This window comes from Chitinophaga caeni (genome assembly GCF_002557795.1).
Taxonomy (GTDB): Bacteria; Bacteroidota; Bacteroidia; order Chitinophagales; family Chitinophagaceae; genus Chitinophaga; species Chitinophaga caeni.
Genome location: NZ_CP023777.1, coordinates 1,948,022 through 1,973,270, shown reverse-complemented (window position 1 = coordinate 1,973,270; position 25,249 = coordinate 1,948,022). Strand labels below are relative to the sequence as shown.

The following is a 25,249-nucleotide window of genomic DNA, read 5'->3' as shown; positions in this document are numbered from 1 at the left end:
GGTGTGGCCTATATTGATTGCCACACCTTTTTTATTTCGCAACGAATATTTGCTTTAATTGGGAAACCATATCTCCCCCGTTATTCAATGTTATAGAATTGATTTTGTCGGCAATTTTCTCCACGTATTCCATCTCCTTTAACTTGAGCAACATGGCATTTTCTTCCATCAATTTAGCTGTATTCAGCAAACTGCGGGTACTGGCAGTTTCTTCGCGCCGCATAATGATATTGGCTTGCGCTTTTTTCTCAGCTACCAGCACTTGGTTCATAATATCCTTTACATCCCCGGGTAATATGATATCGCGGATCCCCCCGTTGATGACAGCAATGCCCATTTCCGCACATCTCCCGTTGATTTGGGACAGGATTTCTATCGTGATTTGCTCCCGCTTATCCAATAACTCGTCCAGGCTTAATACTGCTATTGCTTCCCGAACTGCCAATTGAAGGATCGAGTATAATTGTTTATCATACTCTTTACTACTTGCTGCTTTTACGATGTCAAATATTTTGTATGTAAATACCAGGTTCAAGCGGATATTAGCCTTATCCTTAGTCAATATCTCTTGACCATTCATATCCATTTGTATTGCGCGGGTATCGCATTTATATACAACCAGGTTTTTATCATTTTTCCAATAAGTATAAGTCCCTGGTTCTAATATAGCCTCAAATTGACCATCTACATAGAGTATGCCTTTCTCGTAAACATTCACGGCATATACCCGAACGAACGGAGTTAATACAGGGTTATCGACTATCAAGCGCAACATTTCAACGGATGGAATCAATTGCTCAACCTTTACCAATTGCTTCTTGTATGAAAAATTATTTTTCCAGTAAGCGTATACCCCCACCGGGAAAGCTGCTTTTAATAAGGCGTTTTCATAAATCAACAACAATTCATCTTTGCCAACTTCTATAACTTCCAACACTTGCCTGATATTTGCATCTCTCAATAACACATCCATGGATAAGGGACCGTTAATTGCTGTTTTTTCATCAAGGATAGTTGCTATGTTATATTTATAAAACTGAACATTGCTGGAATTTCTCCAGAAATAATACAAACCGGCATCCAATAAACGGTCAAATTGACCATCTACAAACATCAGCACTTTCTCATCAACGCGGACATTGTAAGAAAGCAAATATGGCTTCATCAATTCGCTATCCAATATCACCCTTTCCCCTACTTCCGTCACATCCATTTTACTTACATCGACAGTGATGAACGAATAATCTAAAAGCACGTTCCAGAAAGCATACTTACCGGGGCTCAATACCCGTCTCAATAAGCCATCAATAAATAACAATACTAGTTGATTCAATTTTACATCTATCACATATAATTCTTGTTTCAATTCATCAAACTCCAATAATTTATTCAACGGTATAGTTGGTTTAAATTCTTCCACCAGTGAAAATTTCTGGATATCATCATTTCCAGACCATAAACTATAAGATCCCGGGCGAACCATACATTTCACAGAACCTTTTTTTAACCAAATTCCTCTTTCTAATTCATTAATAATTACTTTTTTCATGACATTTATTTATAAGGGTTAATTCAACTTATAAAACAAGCACTGTCGCACATTTAATTTCACGGGACAAATACGTATTCGAACTTTCTCTTACACTTTCACAACTTGCTATATCCCGACACGTTCTTCTCACTTCCCATAGGAAGAATGCTAGTATGCACGAGTCCATCCGGATGTGTATATATCTCTAAGCAATCTTAAATATTGCCATTGTACCTAGGTACGGCAACCCGTTTGAGAGTGCTTGCTTTAGCACCGCCCGTTTTCATGTTCCGGCAGCATGGAACAGTAACTGTATTTACAAAGCCAATACAGGGGCTGAATTAAACGAACCATAATCGTTTGTCATAATCCAAATGACGATACACAAACAAGTTGTGCCGGGATTCGAACCCTAGAGATTATTGTTCTACCATTGAAGCTTCAAGCCTTGCGGCTTGGATGGAATCGAACCATCAACACATAATCGGTTTTTGCCACCTGCTCTACCAAGAGACTTTTCAGCCTTGCAGGAATCGAACCATGCCGCCGGGTAACAGGATAAAAAGCCTGGATCTATAAAGACAGTATATTGAAAACCAATGGTTCACAATACTGTGCGGCATCTGAAACCGGAACACCAAAGTCTTTACACTCCATATTCTCTTTATTTCTTATACATCATTTGCAAAGTATCATTATCTTACCGTTGCATTTGATAACACAAAATTGAAAACCCAGTACGCAGTTTTTTTGCGCAGCTCAAAAATTTTTACTTTTTTTGTTGAAATAATATTCAAATCTCTAGGATGCCTGTAAATAAAAATGCCCTTATACGCTATAAAACCATAGATGCCTGCCTACGAAACCGCATGAGGAGATGGACTTTAGAAGATCTAATCAATGCCGTATCCGATGCCTTATATGAATATGAAGGTATCGACAAGGGAATCAGCAAACGATCCATACAAGCGGATATCCAGTTCATGAGAAGTGATAAACTGGGATATAATGCGCCGATCGTTATCGTTAATAAAAAATATTATACTTACGATGATCCTGAATATAGCATCGTTAACATACCTTTAAACGACCAGGATTTAAAGAAGATGAGTGAAGCGGTGGAACTGCTGAAGCAATTCAGGGGCTTCAATCACTTTTATGAACTACACGAGATCGTTCAGAAGCTGGAAGATCATGTTTATACTGCTAAAACGCAGGCCAACCCGATCATCGATTTTGAAAAGAACGAGCGCTTGCGGGGATTGGAATACCTGGAAACTTTATATCAAGCCGTCGCGCAAAAGAAAGTATTGTCATTAACCTACCAGTCTTTCAGGGCCAGGGAAGCGGAAACGTTCGACTTTCATGCCTGGTGGTTGAAAGAATTTAAAAACCGCTGGTTCGTTGTAGGGGTAAGGAAAGCAGGTGGTATGATCCTTAACCTGGCATTAGACCGCTTGCAAAATGTGAGCTTTTCAGAAAATATGCCATACCTGGAGCCGACTACCAATTTCAACGATTATTATAAAAACGTGGTGGGGGTAACGGTATCTCCAACAATCCGCCCCAGCAAAGTACAATTATGGATCAGCGCCCAACATGCGCCTTATATAGAAACAAAACCGTTACATCCTTCGCAGGTAATCCTGGAACAGGATGAAAACGGCATGGTGATACAATTGGAAGTGCAGATCAATTACGAATTGGAAAAAGAGATACTCGGTTTTGGAGAAGGTATGAGGGTATTGCAACCAGGCATGTTACAAAGGAAGATCAGCGAGCGGTTGAAACTTGGATACTCGAATTACGAAAGGGAAATAAACAACGTTTAAACGTTATAAAACCCGGCAAGAAGTGCTATCCTGCCGGGTTTAAGTATTTTCATTTTATATGCCTGCCGGTCGTTGACCCAACTCCTTGATAAACCTAAAATGGGAACGCACAGCTTCGAACATAGTTGGCATACTGTTATATTTTACTCCAAATTCTTCACATTTCATCCGCACGATCTTACTCAACTCCGGATAATGTACATGGCTAATACGGGGGAACAAGTGATGTTCTACCTGGTAATTTAAGCCGCCTGCCCACCATGAAATAATGGCGTTACCCGGTGCAAAGTTAGAAGTTGTATTCACTTGGTGAATAGCCCATTCATTTTCTATTACTTTATCATCTTCGTGTACGAACTCAAAAGAGGTTTCTTCAACAACATGCGCCAACTGGAAAACTATAGCCAAGGTAAAGCCCATCACCAGGTGCATTGCTACGAAACCGATCAACCAAGGTTTCCATCCCAATAACAATACCGGGAGCCCGACATAAAATACCAGGTACATTACCTTGCTAAACCAGAAAACCAGGTGATCCGAAAATTGCATTTTCTGCAACTGGGTGGTATGAACACGTTTCTTTAAATATTTCTCAAAATCAAAAAAGAAGACCCAGGCAAAAGAAGAAATCGCGTATAAAAATATAATATATAAGTGCTGATACCTATGCATCGGGTTCCATTTTTGCGTACTGCAATGACGGATAAAAGGCGATTTGGCAATGTCGTCATCTACCCCGTCTACATTAGTATAGGTATGGTGAACTATATTATGTTTCTGTTTCCAAATAAATGAATTTCCGCCCAAGGTATTTAAAGTCAAACCCAAGGTTTGATTGACCCAATTCTTGGAAGAGTAACTTCCATGGCATGCATCATGCATTACATTGAAGCCGATAGCCGCCAGGGTGAACCCCAGTATGCCGCACATCGAAATCCCTAATATTACCGGTATATCCTGCCAAAATAATAATGAAATGTATATTCCCAGCGCAGTTAAAATAAGGATGATCGTTTTACTATGCAAACGCCGATCACCGGATTGACGAATATTTTTATTGCTAAAATATAGGTCTACTTCCTTCTTTAACGATTTAAAAAACGTGGCATTCTTATTATTAAATGAAACTTTTGGCATTCGTTGTAGTTATGATTTGTTTGGTGAATACTAGCCTAAAAAGGAAATGCTATTCTGTTTGCTGGAGGGAATAATACTTCTCGGAAATTGGCAATCCGTTAAAGATACAACCTATCCCACAACTCCTGGCAATAATATGCTAAATCTTCTAAAAAATTTAACAATTCCTCCCGGGCACCGGAATGTAAAAAATCCCACCCTTTTATTTTTATATATAAAACAGGCGGGATTTCATTATAAATTGCTTGCCGATTTAATATTTAGCGGCCTGGCCTGCCTTCGGGACCGCATTTAAAATAAACTCACGAATATCTTGGTTGCCCTGTGCAAGATCCGGTTTACGTAAATACATCATATGTCCGCTTCTATATCCTTTCCAAGACATCCGGTCTTTCAATTTCCCCGCGGGATCCATCTGCCAAAGATTGTATTTAGCATTAAAATAATCGCAAGCGCCATCAAAATAACCGGATTGAACCAGCAAGTGCAGGTACGGGTTTGATGACATCGCCTGGCGGAGGTTTTCCCCTGTTCTATCCCCACTCCTATCCCAAGGATAAACGCTTCCGAACATATTATACTTTAAATCCGTGATATATTTCAACTCGTTACGTAAATACATATTTATGGCCGGGGTAAAGGAATGCAACCAGGAAGTAAGCTCTGCGTTATAGTCCGGTCGAACACCGCCATCTTGCTTATCAATACCGAGGTAGCGGGAATCTAACCTGCCTATTGTATAGCCCTTGTCCCTTAACAACTCCTTCCAAAATAAATTTGTTGATATATCCATATTATATTGCTCAATTACCTCCGGTTTCAAACCTGAAAAGTGGGCAAATTTCTGGATAATGGCCGTTTTTTCCGTTGCGGTTAATGAGCTTCCCTTAGCGATGGCAGGCAACAGCTGGTTCATCGTAAATTGCTCTACTTCGGGAAGCATCTGTTCCAGTTGTTTTTGCTGCAAGTCGTTGGCCAGGGCTTTATGATACCATGCCGTTGCAGAGAAATAAGGCAGTCTCAACGCGGCTTCCACCGGGCCACTTCTCTCGATACCCAAATCCGTAGGGGATACTAAGATCACGCCGTTGAAATACATCCACTGGGAATTTTGCAATTCCAAGGCTAAGCCCGAAACCCTCGTGGTGCCGTAGCTTTCCCCGATTAAAAACTTCGGTGAGGCCCAGCGATCGTTACGTGTTACGAAAGTATTGATCCACTCCGCCAGGTAACGGATATCGGCCTGGACACCGAAGAAAGTACTTCCCTTAGTATCTTTATCAAGTATGCGGGAATAGCCTGTATTTACGGGATCCACGTACACGATATCCGCTACGTCCAGAATAGAATTGGGATTTTCTTCGTAACCGTATGGCATGATGGGATAACCTTCATCATCGATCCTTAAAACCCTCGGGCCCGTGTAAGCCAAGTGCATCCAAACCGAGGCAGAGCCGGGGCCACCGTTAAAAGAAATTACCAGCGGCCTGTTAGAGCGATCTTTAATATCGGAACGTTCATAATACGTATAAAATAATCCCGCTATCACTTTCCCTTCGTCATTCCATACCGGTAAAGTTCCGGCAGTGGCCTTGTAAGGAATTTTTTGTCCCTTGATGGTAACCGTATTTTCCGTAACTACTGAAGATTCGGCATCGAGTGTTCTGCCATGGGTATTTTCTTTGTTGTCGTTCCCCGGTTTAGCTTTTGGTTGTGCGAGCATAGGCATGCTTACCAAGCAAAATAAGGCAAGCGATAAACAATATTTCTTCATGTCAATTTGCTTATTTTTAAATGTTGCTCAATTATGTGAATAAAGATTTGGTTGATACTTTCGCTAATTTGTATGAAATTAAGCTTTGATCCAAGAAAAATGGGTTAATCGGTAAAATTTCCATACCTAATTTGGCTAATTCACTCTCCAAAAGCTATCGTACCCCCTTTTTATATCAATCCCCCATCCTTCGATCCAGGTTTCCCTGCTCCCCAAGCAAAATTAATTTGTAAAGAATCCTTATTTTTATAATTACATCAAGATAAAAGTATTGCTTTTGCAAGATGATAAAGTTGATAGGCTAAAACTTGAACGCTGAATTTTCATCAAGGGACACTAAAATATATATTTTCCTTATTATTAATGCTGCTTCTAAATTCCACGCGGCTTTTAGGAATTTATTATCCCATCAATTTTCATTCGATTATAATACAAGTTGACATTTATGCTGGAAGCATACCGGGACAGATTTAGATGGTTTGGGTTCATTATCCTTAGCTTGATTAGCATGATGAGCTTTGCACAGGTGAAAGTACCCACCCAGCAATACGCATTTCCTTTCAAGCATATCGATGTTAGCAATGGTTTGGCTAACAACCACGTTTCCGCGATCATGCAGGATCGTAAAGGTTTTATTTGGATCGCGAGTACTGCTTTACAGCGCTATGACGGTACTAATTTCTTAACCGTGGCCGATTTTAATAGGTTACCCGGTTCGCTATTCTACGAGGATATTTATTTATTCGAAGATCGAGACGGCAAAATCTTTATCGGGACGCCGATCAATATTCAAGTATATGATCCGCTGAAAGGCCGTACGAAGGTCATCCCGCTGAAGATGGACGCCAGCAATATCCCCGTAGCCCTCGGTTGCAGAACTTTTATCCAGGACCATACCGGGACTATTTTCGCGGTGAGCGATTACGGCTTGCTTGAATATGACTCCAGTTCGAATGCCTTCTTTAAATCGAAAATATTACCTACCGAGCTCCAGCCTTCGATTCAGGCCGCGCTTATGGAAGATAATTTGGGACAGGTATGGATGAGCTCCAAGGATGAGATGCTGATTTTATCAAGAGATCGGAAGCAAATCTTCAATGCCGAGCATAACCCGCATCATAACCCGGTGCTGGATATTAAAACGAGTTTCAAACAATGTTACCAGGATGCTAAAGGCTTCATTTGGCTAGCAGGAAGAGATAATCATTTATATAAATACGACCCGGTAAAAAATCAACTCGAATCCTTTAGGTTCGATAATCCCGACTTGCATCCATTACCTGGAGGTTACCGTGGCGAACGGACATTTGATATTACCTCGGATACTAAGAGCAATGTTTGGATAGCCACGAAACAAGCCGGCATATGGAGATATAATTCCCAAACGGGCATCTTCGACGTGAATATCATGGCTCATAATCATGATGATCTCGGTTTACATTACAATTATGAAAGCAATTGTTTCTTAAGCGATCGGGATGGGCATTTGTGGGTCGGAACAGATGCAGGCGTTAATATTGTTAGCCTCCATAACCAGTCCTTGTACCGCCTCGATCACCGTACCCGTTTCAAAAACACCGGGGCCAGGTTGCCAAGGTCCGAAGTAACGGGATTATTCCAATCCAGCACCGGCGATATATTCATCGGTTATTGGGGCCAAGGTTTCAGCCGGCTGGATTCACAACTTCAATTACAACAGAATTATATATACGATCGTCAAAACAAACCTGGGAGTATCCCCGAGGAGCACGGTCTCGTTTGGAGCTTTGCAGAATTACCCAATAAAACGGTACTTATTGGTCAAGAGAATGGCTGGATCAGTCAATTTGATCCCGTAACAAGAAAAATGCGGCACAGTCAACCACCGCAATTCGCGGAACAAACGGTATTGAAACTTTACCCGGAGAACGATAGCTGTGTGTGGGTAGGTCTGTATAAAATCGGCCTTGCCAAGTGGAACCCGCAAAGCGGTGAAGTGCAAAATTATCCAAGCATCCTTAAAAATTTTGGAAAAAGCGTAACCGTGATGGACATTACCCGGGAAAATGATAGTATGCTTTGGATTAGTACCAATACGTCAGGGGTGATATTATTTGATATCAATAAAGGGCTCGTCAAACAGAACATTACTTTTTGGCAACCGAATCATCACTTTATCAATAATGTCAGCGCCCTGCATCGGTTCAACGACACCAGCTTACTCGTCGGTACCGATCACGGCTTATTTCTCTATAATGCGCCCAAGCAATCATATAAACCGGTTAATATCCAGGAAACACCCTTCGATGAATGGGTTTTAAGCATGGAAGGCTGCAAGGAGGGTAACCATGTATGGCTCACTACCCCGAACGGTTTTTATAAATACGGCCTGCAAGAAGATAAGCTGACTACCTTCGTTCAGAATGATGATATCATCGACAATAGAAGAAAGATACGCAGATCAATTGCGCGGATGCAAAACGATAATTTGTTGGTTGGCGCTTCCGATCACATCATCGTACTAAATCCCGGTAAACTTGATGTAGCCCCATCCCCCCCTGACGTGACGATTGTTTCGCTCAGTTCCTCGGGTGAACAGATCGATATAGATGCGGCCATCGCTTCTAATACTGCCGTTCACCTTGAGCCTAAGCAAAACTTTATAGATATCACCTTCAAAAGTTTACAATATCACCATGAGCCGGTAAGATATTATTACATGCTAGAAGGTATCGATAAAAATTGGGTCAATGCTGGCGGGATATTGGTGGCCAAATATACCAACCTGCCGCCGGGAAGCTACGCATTTAAAGTGCGTAGTGTAAACACGGGAGGTACGGTATCGGCACACACTACCACCTTGTTATTGAACGTGGAACCTAATTATTGGCAAACCTGGTGGTTCAAATTGATGGGCATCCTATTACTGGTAATTTTGGTATATGCTTATTTCAGATTAAGGTTATACCTGGTAAAAAGGAGGGAAAGGGAAAGAGCAGCATTCCAAAAACAAATCGATCAACTGGAGATGAAAGCGCTACGCTCGCAAATGAGCCCGCACTTTATTTTCAACTCCCTCAATTCTATCCAGAAATTCATGCTTCAAAATGAGTCCGAGCAGGCAGTAGATTACCTGGGGCGATTTGCCAGGCTGATCAGGAGTGTATTGGATCATACGCAAAGCAATACTATCACGATTGCCAAGGAAGCATCCATGCTGGAAAATTACCTGGCTTTAGAACAATTGAGGTTGGCCAATCAATTCGAATATGACATTTACATAGATCCTGTTATTGATAAAGACTTCACCGAAATTCCAACCATGATCTTGCAACCCTTTGTTGAAAATGCCGTATGGCATGGTTTATATCATAAGCCCGGGGGACAATTAAAAGTACACTTCTTAAGGGAAGGAAACGCGATACATTGCATCGTGGAAGATAATGGCATCGGGAGGATGGCCGCCAGGTCGATGAAGCGAAATAATGGTCATTCGCACCTATCGAAGGGCTTACAAATTACCAGGGATCGTTTATCAATTTATAACAGCCGTTATAACCTGAATGCATCTTTCGACATTGAAGATTTGGTAGATGCGGATGGAAATGCAACGGGAACGCGGGTAAACATTTGGTTCCCGTTGATAACAGATTAGTTTATTCCAAGCCGATTTCATAATGGCGGCTTGGGATTTCGATATCTTTAAAGCCTTTCTTTAACAACCAGGAACGGAACCCAATCTGCACTTCATATTCGCCATGAACCAAGAACAGGCGTTTCACAAGTTGCGGATCTTGGCACGCTAACCATTGGCTCAAATCTTCGTAATCGCCATGTGCACTCATGGAACGTATTACCCCAACATCTGCCTTTACCGGGAACTTGGTACCAAATATTGACACTTCCTCTGCTCCGCGCATCAACCTACCGCCTAAAGATTCCGGCTCGCAATAACCTACGATCAAGATCGTGTTCCTACTATTTTCAATATTATTCGCGATGTGGTGCTTCACCCTTCCCGCTTCTGCCATCCCGCTGGCCGAAATGATTACACAAGGTTCTTTCCTAAAATTAAGTTGTTTCGATTCGTCCACAGAACGGATATAATGCAATCCGGGGAAGCCAAAAGGGTCGCTATCCGTTTCTAAAATCTTGGAAACAGTCCTATTAAAACATTCGGGATGCGCCTTCGTGACCATCGTGGCTTCCATCGATAAAGGGCTATCAACAAAAATGTCAATCTTGGGCAAGGTACCTTTCCCTTGGGCCACATTCAGGGCGTATAATATCTCCTGCGTACGGCCTACGCTAAATGCAGGGATAATAAGTTTACCTTTTTTCTCGATGCAGGTTTTATGTATGTAATCCAGGATCTGGTTATCTATGGGCATGATATCTTCATGCAAAGTGGTGCCGTATGTGGATTCCATCAAGATATAATCAGCTTGTGGAAATACGTCGGGCGATTTTAGTATCTGATCACGGTAGCGCCCAACATCGCCGCTGAAAGAAACCTGGGTCGTTTTTCCATTCTCTGTAACCCTCACATGTACGCATGCCGCACCGATAATATGACCTGCTTCAGTAAACATCACTTCGATATCCTCATCGATTTTCACCCAGGTATTCATCTCGGTGGGTGTTAGTTGATCGATACAGGCTTTTGCATCTTCAATTTTGTAGAGGGGTTCAACCAGGGGTTTGCCTTCCCGCGAATGCCGCTTATTCACATATTTCACATCATCTTCCTGTATCTCGGCGGAGTCTAGCAGTAATATTTCTGCAAGGTCCCTAGTCGCGGCGGTACAGAAAATCTTTCCTTTATAACCTAACTTGCTCAACCTTGGGATTAAGCCGGTATGATCGATATGTGCATGGGACAAACACATATAAGTAACTTCCGAAGGTTCGAAACCGAAGTCGAGGTTAAGACTATCCGTTTCCCTTCCCATACCTTGATACATGCCGCAATCCAATAGAACCTTTTTCCCGTTCTTCAAGGTGATCAAGTGTTTGGAACCCGTAACGGTGCGTGCAGCGCCGTGAAATGCAATCTTCATAACAATCGTTTTTGTATCAGTTCATAATTAGCTAGTCTAGCTCTTCATTTTAGCTTTAAAAGACCAGGTGATGCGGCATTGCGCCACCAATTCGGCATTTTCACTTTGTCCTATCGTCATTACTTCAACTTGCTGGGCTTCACCGGTGGCAATTGCCTTTGCTATCGCTGTGCGGATCGAGTCACCTTCATTGCAAGTAAACGTAGTGAGGCTAGTGGCTTTCTTTAAAAAATCAACTTCGAGCCGTGTCACCAGCATCGAAACGGGATTTATTGCAGCCCTTGAGTACATCATAGCTAGAGCGCCGGTGCTCAACTCGGCCGCCATCGATAAGCAAGCAAAATAGGTAGATCGGAAGGGGTTTTGCGTTAACCATTTGTAAGGTACCGCCGCGGCGCAGGCATGGTTATCCAGATAAATGAGCCTTAAACCAGCCCACCAAGCTGCCGGTAGTTTCATGAATAAGAAGAGTTTGAATTGGAAACGCTTCTTATTCAAGCGTTGAAATTGCAGCAATTTCAAGCTATCAAAATAATTATTACCGGCAGGTTGGGGTGCAGCACTCATGTAATATTATTTTTCATAATTCGCCGGATGCAAGGCACCCGGGGACCAGTTACGGTAAAAATTAGCCAGTTTTTTAATATCGTACCAATCTACATCGTTCCCCGATTCCAGTAGGCCCGAATCTTGCGTGTGCAAGCGGTTTCCTTTACTATCCAGCACCACCAATACCGGGAACCCGAAACGTTGCGGGTACCCTAATTTAGCCAAAATCGGTAAGTTCTCATTTTCTTTGCTATAATTCAGATGGTAAACAACATAATTATTATCTACTAATTGCTTCAATTCCGGTCGATCTTCTACATATTTGTATAGCCTGCGGCACCAGATACACCAATTACCGCCTACTTGGATTAAAACATGCTTTTTTTCTACAGCCGCCTTTTTAATGGCTGCTTTCAAATCGGCTTCCGCGTTGGCATTAGGATTATAAATGCTATCAATTGAACTTGGATGCTTCTGCGCTTGTACCTTGCATAAAGGAATCGCTAAAAGCGCTACCAACAGCATAACATATGGTTTCATGTGAATGTTTAATTTATTGTTATATTGATTAATATAATTGCTTTACAAAGTCGTACATAGCTGACTGTGCATTGACAAGTTCCGTGCCATCGCTTTTCGGTACCGGGATATTCTCCAGGTTGTTGCCGAGTAGAACGGCATTGGTATTATCAGACAACTGTAGGTCGAGCATATGCTTAATTTGCCGTTTATATTCTTTCCCGTAAATTGGGAAGCATACTTCGATCCTGTTATACAAATTACGGTTCATCCAATCTGCAGAGCCTAGATACAACTCTTCATCACCGTTGTTGTACCACCAGAAAACGCGGCCATGTTCTAAATAGCGGTCCACGATCCTGTGTATTGTTATATTTTCATGGTACCCCGGCAGTATACAGCAGATACTTCTCACGATCAACGAAACGCTTACCCCGGCTTCAGCAGCTTCATACAACTTGTCTATCATCCCCTGTTCTTGCAGGTTATTCAGTTTAATGATCATCTTGCCGGGTTTCCCGCTTTTAACATGTTGTATTTCCCGGTCAATCAATGCTTCGAAGCTGCTTACCAAGTTAAATTGCGCTACCAGCAACTCCCGGAAAGGAATAAACTGGTAGATCCCCGGTTGCTCACCTGTTAGAAGGTAAATAAATAGCAACTCCAGTTCGCTCGTTAAACCTCTATTCGTTGTTAGCAGTACATGGTCCGTATAAAATCTCGCGGTCGATTCATTCAAATTACCTGTTGCCAACAAGGCGTAATAATCATTATGAAAAAGATGCTTCCTTTTTATCAACGCGATCTTTGCATGAACTTTCAGCCCGGGAATGCTGTATATGATTTTTACTCCCGCCGCTTTCATTTTCTTGGCCCAGCGGATGTTATTCGCTTCATCAAACCGGGCTTTCAACTCTACCAATACCGTAACCTGCTTACCATTCTTTGCAGCGCTGATTAAGGATTGCACGATCTGGGAACCATGCGCCACCCTATATAATGTTACATAAATTTCATTGACAGAAGGATCCGTCGCAGCTTCATTGAAGAACCTTAATACGGGATCGTAACTGTGGTACGGCGGGTGGATCAGGATATCTTGTTCCAAAAGTGTATCTAGTAACCGTGGTGATGCTTGCACCGCTGGAACTTGAACAGCAGGCCATTTTTCATAAACCGCCTGCGGTCGATCCGGGGGAAAGGGTAAGTCCGCCAAATCTTTTAAGTTGTGGTAGTGCCCTCCCTTTACCATTTCCAAAGGAACTACCTGGCAATAATTGGCTAGTACCTTCAGCAAATGTCCCGGCATTTCTGCATCGTATAAAAAGCGGGTTGGCAAACCTATTTCACGCTCCACGATCAAAGATTCCACCTGCATGATCAAATCACCGGGAAACTCCTCGATATCGATTTCTGCGTTCCTGGTTAGCTTAATGCTATAGCAAGCTGCCACTTCGAAACCCGGGAATAGATGACCGATATGGTGACGAACAATATCATCTAACCAAATTATATGCGTGACACCACTGCTGTACAAACATTGAAACCTTGGCAATTCCAAGGTTGGGATATTCACGATCGCGTACTTGGCGATATCTTGCCCGTCATTGTTAATGAGTTTAACAGCAAAATAAATTTGGTTGTTTTCCAGGAATATGTTGGCAGAATTTGCGGCCTCTAGCCACATGGGTTTTAAAAAACCCAGCACATGATTATAGAAATATGCAGATACATATTCATAATGTTCCGGCAATACCGGCTCATCATAATACAGGTGAATATTATTCTCTAATAGCGCCGGAAGTAAGTCCTGCCTCAAGGTATTACCGAATAGTTGCTGTTGCTGTGCAATGGTATCCTGGATTTTCCCAAGCAAAGTTTTGGCTGCCGTTTCAGCCTGGTCTTCTATCGTAACGACTGCTAACAATGCCGAAATTCGAACCCTGTAAAATTCGTCCAGGTTAGATGAAAAGATCGATAAAAAACGAATCCTATCAAACAAGGGAACATCCTTTCTCGTGGCCATCTTCAGCACGAGGGCATTAAATGATAGCCAACTGAGATCCCTATCATAATATCGATCCGGTGACGGTGGCATCCTGAAATCACCACCTTCCTGGTAAAAATGATTCATACTAACTACTTAACAGGGAAAAATAAGATAGCAATCACGAAAGCGATTACTGCCACGATAATTCCAAACATAAATATGTTATAGGAGATACGGAGCAATTTATATTTTTTCCCCAGCACAACTCCCAAGTTATAAACATCCATCGTGAGATTACTATATAGATAATCGGAATTATTCATAATCATTTCCATCCCTTCTTCATATTCTTCATAATTCATCTGGTGGAAATTCCCGAAGAATAAAAGGTTAGCGCTTTTGTTTTGAATATCCTGCTTGGTAAAACGGCCAGAGGTAATGTTGGGCCGTGTTGCCAATACGGCAAAGATGATCGTCGTTACACATGAAGATAAGAATAGGATAGTCGGGATGATGAGGTTCGGGTTATCTTCCAATCGCCTGAACAATACCGAAAGCAACAATGACACGATCAGGGAGTTTACAGTAATCATGATATTGGCTTTACTATCGGCCATGGCGCTTAACCGCAGGTGATTGGTGCTGGTGGTTCTAAACATCGTTTCGACACCACGTTCCGGTTTTCTCGCTTTTTTACTTCTTTCAACGTCTTTATCGGTGATGTTGAGCAAATATTCATCTTTTGCTTTCTTATCTTTCTTTTTATCCTTATGTAATACTTGTTTCGCAACTTTTTCTTCTGCTTCTTTCTTGCCCAGTTTATTTTTCAATTTCTGTAAATTTTCTTCCTTTTGCTGGCGGAATAATGTTTGAGCGTATGCCGTATGGTAATGTTGTTGTTCTAGGAAAGATATCGAGCTTTGCATCCAATCCAGCCCGCTGATCTTCTTATCTTTCAACAGTTCCATTTCTTGCCTAAGTAGGCGGTTACGCTCTTTAAATTCCTTGGAACCGAAATGGGAAAGATCCGCATCGCAAACAATTTGTTCCAATAAATTGTTGGGAGATTGTGGGATTTTAGTTGCCAGGATACAGCCTGCTACCTGCCCTGCAATAGCTTCGGGATAATGGTGCGACAGCATGAACTCCTTGGCAGCCCTGGCCCCGGTGTCTTCATGTCCATGAGCTTCGCCTAAAGCGTAACCGATGTCATGAAACCAGGCAGCAACCAGTACGATGGTCAGCTCATCTCCGCCCAACCGGTAATAGGCTGCAATCTTGGTGGCAGCATCAACGACTTGTTGAGTATGAACCAGGTTATGATATACGAGTGCATCATTCTCGTGTTGTTGAAAAGTTTGCGTTACATAAGCTTGCGCAGCCGCGATGATGGAGGTCATTTCCATAAAATCCAGTTAAATGTGCATCAACTAAAACAGCAATTTACCCAATTTTTACTGTAATTTTATTGAATAAATACGCTTACAAGATGGGAAGATTTGTTTATTGCTTCATTCTGTTGCTTTTTTCGTGCCAGGCGTATAGCGATCGAAATAATCGTCAATATTCCTCGCCCTTAGGGTACAACCTTAATAAACCAACGAAATATACCATCCGGGAAAATATGCAAGAAATCTCCGGGTTAGTATATTACAATGGTAAGTTTATAGCGCAGAATGATGAAGAAGGAAGGTTATATGAAATTAGTTTACATACCGACAAGCCCTACCCTTCATGGAAATTCGCTAAAAGCGGGGATTATGAAGAAGTTGTACATACCGACATGGACTGGTATGTATTGAAAAGTAACGGTACGCTTTACCGCGTTTTCGATATGTTTACAGATTCCACCTCTTCGCAGCAATTTAAGCTGAAGCTAAAAGGTGGTAAAGAGTTTGAAGCTGCTTTCTTTGACAAAAGAAAACAGTCGATCGTCATTATCTGTAAAGATTGTGCTTACGATGATGATAAAGGCGTTACTTCCGCTTTTTCCTTTGATCTGAATACTCTGGAGTTTAACGAGAAGCCTGTTTTCCAAGTTTCATTAGACGAGATATCCAAGATCGGGAAAGAATCGACGAAGCGCTTCAGGCCATCTGCCGCGGCAGTTCACCCAACGGAGAATAGGATTTACGTGCTTTCCTCGATTAACCGGATGCTTGTAATTATAGACTTTGACGGCAAGGTAAAAGAAGTACATCACCTGGACCACAAAATCTTCAGGCAACCGGAAGGTATCACTTTTGCTCCTAACGGTGATATGTACATCTCCAATGAAGCGAATGATCAAAGCATGGCAAACATTTTAAAATTCACTTATCATCCTGCCCGATAAGCCCTTGATATGAAAAGATGCTTACAAATCCTATTGCTATTACCAGCATTCCTGGTAATGGGCAAGTTCGTCAATGCACAGGAAAGACCGAAAGTATTACAACGCATCATCCTGGTTGGAGATGCCGGGGAGGTACATAATGGCGTCAACCCGGTAATCGATGCTGTAAAAAGAACATTTGACATGAATGATACCGCTAACACGGTATTGTTTTTAGGCGACAATGTATACCCAAGGGGCATTCCCAGTACCCTTGATAAATCGTATCCAAAAGCCAAGGAAATCATCGATTACCAAGTATCGCTTTTGAAAGATGCCAAGGCTAAAGGAATATTTATTCCCGGTAACCATGATTGGCAGAAATCCAAACCGGACGGTTGGAAACAAATTCGTCGCCAACAGCAATATATTGATTCATTACACTTACCGAATGTGGATTTCCAACCGAAAGACGGCTGTCCCGGCCCGGTGCCTTACATGATCGGCAACGATATCTTGTTAATTATAGTAGATACTGAATGGTGGCTATTCCCATATGAAAAGCCCAGCGGGATCAACTCTTCTTGCGATTGCAAAACCGGTGAAGATTTATTAACCGAGATCGGTGATATCAAGGCACGTTATCCGCATAAATTATTAATATTTGCCGCGCATCACCCCTTCAGGAGCTACGGCATTCATGGCGGCTATTATACGGTTAAGCAACATATTTTCCCGTTTACCGACCTGGCGCCCTATCTCTATATTCCCTTACCTGTCCTGGGTTCAGTATACCCGATTACACGGGGCGTATTCGGCACGAAAGAGGATCTACCCAATCCTTTATATCAAAAAATGGTAAAAGGAGTTGAAAAAGAGTTGCGAAGTGATTTGCCGACCTTGTATGTTTCAGGGCATGACCATTCATTACAATTGATTCATGATGATGGTAACTATTACGTGGTAAGTGGCAGCGGCTCCAAACTGGATCGCGTTAAGAAGGGCAAAAAATCTGAATTTGCAACAACACAGCTCGGCTTCACCGCCTTGGAGCAATTGGAAGATGGGACGTTCCGGGTAAGATACTTCGCTGCCAACGGCGATAGCTTACTGTTCGCCAAAGATCTTTACCAGCTGCCGGACGAGATTCCAGTTCATTCCTCCTTGGAAAATTATACTGTTGTAAAAGGGAATGTAAACTTAGCTGCTGATACGCAATATTATCCTGTTAAGAATTTCTATAGATTCTTGTTGGGAGAAAATTACCGCGAAACCTGGGCAACGCCCATCAGCGTGCCGGTGTTCAACCTCAATGAAACATTAGGCGGCATGCAGGTATTGAAAAGAGGTGGCGGTAAGCAAACAAGATCATTGCGCTTAGCAGATAAAAACGGGGTAGAATACGTGCTAAGATCGATGAAAAAATATCCATCCGCAGCGATCCCTGAAGAATTAAGGGAAACGATCGCCAAAGATGTTGTCCAAGACCAAATATCTGCCGCCCAGCCTTATGCGCCAACGGTTGTTGCTTCCCTTGCCGAAGCGGCCGGGGTACCGCATACCAACCCGAAGTTTGTTTACTTACCCAGGGATACGGCGCTCGGCATATACCGCGATGATTTCGGGGATGGCATGTACCTTTTTGAAGAAAGGGAACCAATGGGTGACGGCAAAACTTATAACACGCTAAAAACGGTTGAAGCGATCCAAGGCGATAATGACAACCTGGTTAATCAAGTAGCCGTATTGAAAGCCCGCCTTTTTGATATGTATATCGGCGACTGGGATCGCCATGATGATCAATGGCGTTGGTATAAAGAAAAAGAGAAAATTAAGAAGAAAGAAAAAGTTGATATTTATTACCCCGTACCCCGCGACCGCGACCAAGCTTTCTTCGTCAATGAAGGTATGTTACCTAGGCTCGCTTCCAGGAAATGGTTAATGCCAAAGTTCCAGGGATTCCGGCGATATTTTAAAGACATCAACGGTTTTAATTTCAATGCCCGCTATTTTGATAGAACATTCCTGAATGGCTTAAGTAAAAAACAATGGGAGGAGCAATCCAAAATATTGGTTAATAACATGACGGATGAAGTTATCCACCAGGCCATGTTACAATTCCCCGCGCCTATACAAGCGATCGATACACCCAACATTGCGGAGAAATTACGGAGCCGCAGACCTTTGCTTGAAGAAGCCGCGATGAAGTATTACCGTTTTCTTGCCAAAAGCGTCGATGTTGTGGGAACTAACAAGGACGAAAATTTTGATATCGAACGTTTGCCGGGTGGTAAATTATCCGTGATTGTCCGGAAGATCAGTAAGAAGGATAATGTGCAGCAAAAAATCTATTCCCGCGTTTTTGATCCAAAGGATACAAAGGAAGTGATCGTATACGGTTTGGGGGGGGAAGATGTTTTCAATATTCATGGAGAGAACCATTGCCCAATAAAAGTGAGAATCATCGGCGGTAAAGAAAAAGATACTTATATCGATAATAGCCAAAATGCTTACAGCAAACGTGTACTCGTCTACGATCTAAAACCCAGCATCGACAGTTTTGCATTGCGAAACAAAGCAAAACTCAGGCTGTCTAAAAGTGAAGATAATATCGATTATAACCGGATGGCTTTCCAATACGATAAGCTTATGCCGCTTGTAACCGCGGGATACAACCTCGATGATGGCGTTTCCCTTGGCCTGGGTTTGCAATATACCAACCACGGGTTCAGGAAAGACCCCTTTAAATCGAAACATACTTTCATTGCTTCGCATGCCCTGGCAACGAAAGCTTATAACTTTAAATATGATGGTATATTTATCCATTTGCTAGGCAAAAACGATTTGTTGATCAATGCAAATGCCAGGGCGCCGCATAATACAATTAACTTCTTCGGCTTCGGCAACGAAACTGTATATGACCAACATATCTCGGATCCAGCAATCAGATATTACCGCGCAAGATACAATTACTATTCCTTCCATGCCTTGATGCGGCGCAATATTGGGAAACATCTAAGTCTTTCCCTTGGTCCTATCTTTGAAAATTATGCCTTAGACAAGGATGAGAATGATGATCGTTACATCTCCCATTTTTCAGAAAATGGACTGGATAGCATGAGCATTTATAAGAATAAATTTTATACCGGCGGTCGCCTAGTCGCTGAAATTGATACGCGTGATAATGATTTATATGCCACCAGGGGGTTTCATTGGGTCACATCTCTACAAGGCAATATAGGGTTAAATGATTTCAGTAAAAACTTAACCCAGTTACGCTCTGATATGAGTATTTACATGAGTGTAAGCGATCCGGCTAAGCTCGTGTTTATAGCAAGGTTTGGCGCAGGAAAAAACTGGGGCACTACGGAATATTTTCAAGCGATGTCTTTGGGCGGCAATACTTATCTGAGAGGCTATAGGAATTATAGGTTCGCGGGTGAAAGTATGCTATACAATAACCTGGAATTGAGATTTAAATTATTCGATTTTACAACATATGTTTTGCCGGGATCGGTTGGCCTGATCGCGTTCAACGATGTTGGCCGTGTTTGGTATGATGATGATAATTCGAAGAAATGGCATAACGGCTTCGGTGGCGGCGTTTACGTAACACCGATTAATTTATTAGTGATATCAGCCGTGGTTGGACATTCCAGTGAGTCAACATTGCCATATGTGAAGGTGGGATTCCGCTTCTAATCGATCACGGATGGCGTGGATTTCACGGAGGAATGGATTGGAATGGATTTAGACGGATTAGGTTGTGGTTTGATGTGGTTTGTTGTGCTCTATGGGAGTGATTGTTTAGTTGATAGTTGATAGTTTATCATTGTTGTCCGACTAAAATTGCATTAAATTTACTTGAATTCCTTAACCGGTCAAGGACATAAGCGAATGATGAGCTATTCAGCCCCGCCAACAAAACCGCAGAACTTCGCACTGTTGATATCGAACTATAGCTGGGCGATACAGTAGTAAAAAAGCTGGATCAAGCGATCAAATTGGCGGCCGTGATGGTCAATTTGTGCCCTTTTTTGGTACTTTTTTTTGACAAGCAAAAAAGTACAAGAAACGAGCAGATAAACATTGAATCGAACTATTGAGGGATCAAATTGCTCCCCAGTTAATATTTAGTCGGACAATAATGATACTTTATTATAAAAAAATGTTGTTACCACAAGTAACAACATTTTTCTTTAGTAGCATTATCGCATCAATTATTTAATTATTTCAATTATCTAAATTTACTTTTACTCTTAATGCACGTAAGCCGCTGATGCCTTGAAGTTCTTCAAGGTCAAGGAATTCGATCCCATGTTCTAATACTCCCTTGTCTTGTAAGAAGGTGATGTATTTTATATATTCATCCGCTTCTTTGGCAAAAGAATATACCAATGCTATTGTACCGGGCTGTGTTAAACGTTCTTCAGAATCCTTGATATGTACTTTATCAATCCGTTTTTTCATGATTTCATAACGGATGTTATACGCCCCTTCAACATCAAAGCGCCGCTCATCTTTCCGGAAACTGATATCGATCGGTGTACTGTGGACAAGTATCAACTGTGTCGTATATAATGGAACTGATAATCTAGGTATCAGATCGTTAGTCATTTTCGCGATCTTAGCCATCGAGGTAAGTTGCCATAAACCCAGGTTTCTCAGGTAAATTGCATCGTATTTTTTATCCGGCGCGATCGATTGACCGATATAAATATTATATTCTACACCATCGGTACGGTATTTTTCAAAATAGCACGGATAGGATTTTTGGATGATATCCCGCTCCTTTTCCAAATATTGATTTATGACATGGTTAATTTGTTGCAGGCTCTCTTCATACGATTTTCGGTGCTTGAAGATATGGCTTGTATTGGGATCAATCGCTTTAAAATAATCTTCCAATATGGGTCTTAATGATTCATAACCATCATTAAGATGCCTGAAAGTAGGCGCAATTTCATTATCAAGAAAATCATTAATCTTCGCTTCATCTTCCGCCACTATAGAATCAGCCAAGTTAGACATTAGCATTTCATTCTTATAAGCTAATTCTTCTAACAAAGGCAGGTAAGCTCCCTTGTCATCAAGAATTTTCTTCAAAGTTTTTTCCACCAGGGTTAACTGTTCCTTCAAGTCCTCCTTCAAAGCCAAACCCCTTTCTACCGAGGAATTCCTTACATCAACAGCTCCATATAAAGGGAAAACATCCGCGAATTGAATCTGTTCAATATCAACTTCTTCCTTGTTATTCTCATGCAAGTATCTCCAGGCAGCTTCCACGAATTTCCATTCCACGGCAGGTTGCAGGGCTGTAAATTTGTTCTTGATAACTTCCGAAATTCTCCCGGAACCAATTTCCATGCTCCTTCTCAACAATATCGCGCAAAGTGAATATACAGGTTGAATCTTGGAAAGAATGCTATAATCTAATGAGCCTTCGTATATATTAGCAAACTCCAGCATGCCCAGCAGCTCATTTTCGTGCATCACGGGCACCAGCATATAACTTTTCACGCCCTTGAACGGTAAATACTTCAGGAAACTATACATCATGATCGATTCCGCATTCACGTTTGAAATCACGAGCGGCTCCTGGTGCTGCAATAAATAATTGAGCGTTTGCTGGTACAATTGCATGTCCGCCTTCGTATTATTGAGCATAATACTGTTGTCGGCAAAATTATTTTCCAGTACATATTTCCCGTTCACTTTCAGGAAAGGCATCAGGTTGATGCTGATACCCGGAACTTCGGTCAAAATCTTCAGATCTTCCCTTAACTTGGTATAACTCTCGCTTTCATTCTCGCTATTCGTATTCAACACCAAGTTTTTCACATGGGCAACCACTTCATCCTTGGTCACATCCTGGATCGTCCAGATAACGAAGCCTTCCAATGAGAACATGCTCAATGGCAGCACTTCCTGTAGGAATTCCAGGTTTCGCTTGGTCAATGGTTTCGCGCAGATAGACTTACAATCCAGCTTCGGTAAAGTACCGTTCTTTAGCTTGACATCCACGAACCTGCCATCAATGTTTATCTTGATATATTTTTTCAGCCCCGTTTCGGGATTGGTGATGTTGTGGATTAGTTCATTGCTATAATTGACCGGGAAGTTGTACATACGATCCATGATCAGGGAATAAATCCATACCAGCTTGTCCTTCTTAACCTTCTCCATGGAAATTCCTTCGGGGATGGCATTCAATTCTCCATCTTTAGCAAACAGGCGTTTAAACATGTCTGAATAATAGAAAATAGAAAACTGGTACGGGATACCGATCCCGTAAATGCTTGACTTCTCGTCTATGGTAACCGGGAAAAGAGTGGCTATTAATAGGTCTAAATATTCCTGGTAGTCTTGCAATTCATTGATATCTGTTACATCCCCTATTAGCTTAGGGCTATTCTCAAATTTGCGAATGATATATTGATATAATGAAGCACGGCTATCATGCGTATTAGCAGCTTTTTCTTTCAGGTACCGGATAAATGGTGTGAAGGAGACTTGACTATCTATCAATTTCTCCTCTTCAAATACATTCGGATGTGCTGTTAACATTTTCATATAAATAATCGAATCATCATTTCATTACCCAACATATTAGTTGAATAATGGTTTACTGGTTACTAGGTGTAGCACATTGCAGGATTAAAAGAATATAGAGTACGTGAGGATATTATGCAAAGGTATGGGAATTTACAATATCATAAATTCAATTTGTTAAATTAATGTTATACTTCATGTATAAATATTTGTCATAAAATAAAATAGCCCTTCAGCTTTGACTGAAGGGCTATTGCGGTATGTAAAAATTAAATTATAATGACAGTTCTACCTGGTTTTTCAGTAGATCATCGAGGGTATCACGTTTACGGATCAGGGTTGCCTTGCCGTCTTTCACCAATACTTCTGCCGGTTTAAGGCGGGAATTAAAATTCGATGACATCTCGAAGCCGTACGCCCCCGCGTTGTAAAACACTAGGTAATCGCCTTCACGTACTTCGTTGATTTTGCGGTCCCAACCGAAAGTATCCGTTTCGCAAATATTACCCACTACGGTGTAAATACGTTCGGTACCTTTCGTGTTCGATATGTTTTTGATCAGGTGGAAAGCATCGTAGAACATCGGGCGGATCAGGTGGTTAAACCCTGAATTTACACCGACGAATACTGTGGCAGTAGTTTGCTTGATCACATTCGCCTTCACGATAAAATAACCGGATTGACTTACCAGGAATTTTCCCGGTTCGAACCATAGTTGCAAAGGTTTCTTGAGCTTTTTATTAAAGTTGTTAAAAGCATCCGTCAACTTTTTCCCTAATAATTCAATATCTGTCTCGGGATCACCGGGTTGATAAGCTACCTTAAAGCCACTCCCAAGGTCAATAGATTCCAAGTCGGGGAAATGTTCCGTCAGTTCCAACATGATTTCCACGCCTCTCAGGAACACATCCACGTCCTTGATTTCGGAACCAGTGTGCATATGCAGACCGGTTACTTTAAGCTTCGTAGATTTTACGATCCGCTCGATATGGCGTAGTTGATGGATCGATATACCGAATTTACTATCGATATGCCCGGTAGAAATTTTATAGTTTCCCCCCGCCATGATGTGCGGGTTGATACGGATATTAATCGGGTAAGAACTGCCGAACCTGTTGCCGAATTGCTCTAGGATAGAGATATTATCAATATTGATATTCACCCCCAATTCCTTGGCAGCAATGATTTCCTGGAGATCTACGCAATTAGGCGTGAAGATGATCTTCTTCGGTTCAAAGCCAGCCTTAAGGCCCAATTGCACTTCCTGGATGGAAACCGTATCCAAGCCACATCCCAACGAACGCATATACTTCAGGATATTGATATTCGTAAGGGCCTTACATGCGTAAAAAAAGTGAGTATCCGCCTTACTGAAAGCCTGTTTCAGCTTCTCGTACTGCGTTTTAATCTTTTCGGCATGGTACACGTACACCGGTGTTCCAAATTCTTCTGCCACTTTCACTAGGAAATCGGCAGGTAAAACGTCACTTTGTTTCGTAGGCATGTAATGAAAATTGAGATGGCAAAAATAATTAAATAGATATAAAGATTATAGCATCATTTTCAGCAACGATTTTAGAAGTTGATATCATCCTCATCGTGCATAAAATTATCCAGGTCGCGGCGCTCCTTCTTGGTGGGCCTACCGATTTTACTTTGCCGTTTGCCGGTATGGAAAACGGAGGCTACCCTTTGGTTGAATAACTTATCTTCTTCCGGGGTAATGTCAAGGTAATACTTGATCGCTTCACTGTATTGCACCCTGTTGGCCAATAAGCCGGTTACTTCTATCAACCATTTACGGGCTTCGGCCCTGATTTCATAACGGTCGCCTAATACAACGGTTCGAGCGGCTTTCACGGCATTTCCATTCCATCTAACTTTACCTTGATCACAAGCTGTAGCAGCTTGGCTCCGGGTTTTAAAAACCCTGATAGCCCATAAATATTTATCGATTCTAATTTTTTCGTTTGCCATATAAAGGGATTTGCCTTTGTCGGAAATAGTAAAAA

15 protein-coding genes are annotated in these 25,249 nt (G+C 41.8%); 4 read left to right on the top strand and 11 right to left on the bottom strand.

Annotated features, from left to right (window positions below):
• Nucleotides 1-31: 31 nt before the first annotated feature.
• Nucleotides 32-1,549: a slipin family protein gene (locus COR50_RS08295; RefSeq protein WP_198405807.1), complete on the bottom strand. Its 1,518-nt coding sequence runs from the start codon at nt 1,547-1,549 to the stop codon at nt 32-34.
• A 788-nt stretch (nt 1,550-2,337) separates the two neighbouring features.
• Between COR50_RS08295 and COR50_RS08290 the strand changes: the two genes are divergently transcribed.
• Entirely contained in the window at nt 2,338-3,363 is a 1,026-nt protein-coding gene (locus tag COR50_RS08290) for a helix-turn-helix transcriptional regulator (protein WP_098193565.1), read from the top strand.
• A 54-nt stretch (nt 3,364-3,417) separates the two neighbouring features.
• On the opposite strand, the gene COR50_RS08285 is transcribed toward COR50_RS08290, so the two are convergent.
• A complete protein-coding gene (locus tag COR50_RS08285) occupies nt 3,418-4,500 on the bottom strand; it encodes a fatty acid desaturase family protein (RefSeq protein ID WP_098193564.1) in 1,083 nt (360 codons plus the stop codon).
• Between the two features lie 253 nt (nt 4,501-4,753).
• The gene (locus COR50_RS08280; protein WP_098193563.1) at nt 4,754-6,274 is read right to left on the bottom strand and encodes a S10 family peptidase; all 1,521 of its coding nucleotides are present in this window, start codon (nt 6,272-6,274) and stop codon (nt 4,754-4,756) included.
• Between the two features lie 445 nt (nt 6,275-6,719).
• On the opposite strand from COR50_RS08280, the gene COR50_RS08275 reads away from it, so the two are divergent.
• The gene (locus COR50_RS08275) at nt 6,720-9,908 is read left to right on the top strand and encodes a histidine kinase (RefSeq protein WP_098193562.1); all 3,189 of its coding nucleotides are present in this window, start codon (nt 6,720-6,722) and stop codon (nt 9,906-9,908) included.
• 1 nt (nt 9,909) lies between these two features.
• Here COR50_RS08275 and COR50_RS08270 read toward each other — a convergent pair whose 3' ends face one another.
• Genes COR50_RS08270 through COR50_RS08250 form a run of 5 tightly spaced genes read right to left on the bottom strand, consistent with a single transcriptional unit; the run spans nt 9,910 to nt 15,777 of the window.
• Entirely contained in the window at nt 9,910-11,313 is a 1,404-nt protein-coding gene (locus COR50_RS08270) for an MBL fold metallo-hydrolase (protein WP_098193561.1), read from the bottom strand.
• 36 nt (nt 11,314-11,349) lie between these two features.
• The gene (locus COR50_RS08265) at nt 11,350-11,880 is read right to left on the bottom strand and encodes a DUF4442 domain-containing protein (protein WP_098193560.1); all 531 of its coding nucleotides are present in this window, start codon (nt 11,878-11,880) and stop codon (nt 11,350-11,352) included.
• 6 nt (nt 11,881-11,886) lie between these two features.
• Nucleotides 11,887-12,402 (bottom strand): thioredoxin family protein, encoded by a 516-nt coding sequence (locus tag COR50_RS08260; RefSeq protein WP_098193559.1) that lies wholly within the window; start codon nt 12,400-12,402, stop codon nt 11,887-11,889.
• Between the two features lie 28 nt (nt 12,403-12,430).
• Nucleotides 12,431-14,515 carry a polyphosphate kinase 1 gene (ppk1, locus tag COR50_RS08255; protein ID WP_232516313.1) on the bottom strand — a complete coding sequence of 695 codons (2,085 nt, stop codon included), beginning with the start codon at nt 14,513-14,515 and terminating at the stop codon, nt 12,431-12,433.
• 5 nt (nt 14,516-14,520) lie between these two features.
• Entirely contained in the window at nt 14,521-15,777 is a 1,257-nt protein-coding gene (locus COR50_RS08250; protein WP_098193558.1) for a Pycsar system effector family protein, read from the bottom strand.
• Between the two features lie 218 nt (nt 15,778-15,995).
• Here COR50_RS08250 and COR50_RS08245 point away from each other — a divergent pair, with 218 nt between their 5' ends.
• Together COR50_RS08245 and COR50_RS08240 are read left to right on the top strand one after the other, a co-directional pair.
• On the top strand, nt 15,996-16,706 hold the full coding sequence (locus tag COR50_RS08245; protein WP_098193557.1) for an SdiA-regulated domain-containing protein: 711 nt from the start codon (nt 15,996-15,998) through the stop codon (nt 16,704-16,706).
• A 9-nt stretch (nt 16,707-16,715) separates the two neighbouring features.
• The gene (locus COR50_RS08240) at nt 16,716-20,387 is read left to right on the top strand and encodes a BamA/TamA family outer membrane protein (RefSeq protein ID WP_098193556.1); all 3,672 of its coding nucleotides are present in this window, start codon (nt 16,716-16,718) and stop codon (nt 20,385-20,387) included.
• Nucleotides 20,388-20,918: 531 nt separating this feature from the next.
• Here the strand turns inward: COR50_RS08240 and COR50_RS08235 are convergent.
• The 3 genes from COR50_RS08235 to COR50_RS08225 form a co-directional block, all read right to left on the bottom strand.
• Nucleotides 20,919-23,258, bottom strand: coding sequence for a GAF domain-containing protein (locus COR50_RS08235; RefSeq protein ID WP_098193555.1), 2,340 nt, complete (start codon nt 23,256-23,258; stop codon nt 20,919-20,921).
• 253 nt (nt 23,259-23,511) lie between these two features.
• A complete protein-coding gene (gene lysA / locus COR50_RS08230; RefSeq protein WP_098193554.1) occupies nt 23,512-24,741 on the bottom strand; it encodes a diaminopimelate decarboxylase in 1,230 nt (409 codons plus the stop codon).
• Nucleotides 24,742-24,812: 71 nt separating this feature from the next.
• Nucleotides 24,813-25,214, bottom strand: a complete 402-nt coding sequence (locus COR50_RS08225) for an RNA-binding S4 domain-containing protein (RefSeq protein WP_098193553.1) — start codon at nt 25,212-25,214, stop codon at nt 24,813-24,815.
• Between the last annotated feature and the right edge of the window lie 35 nt (nt 25,215-25,249).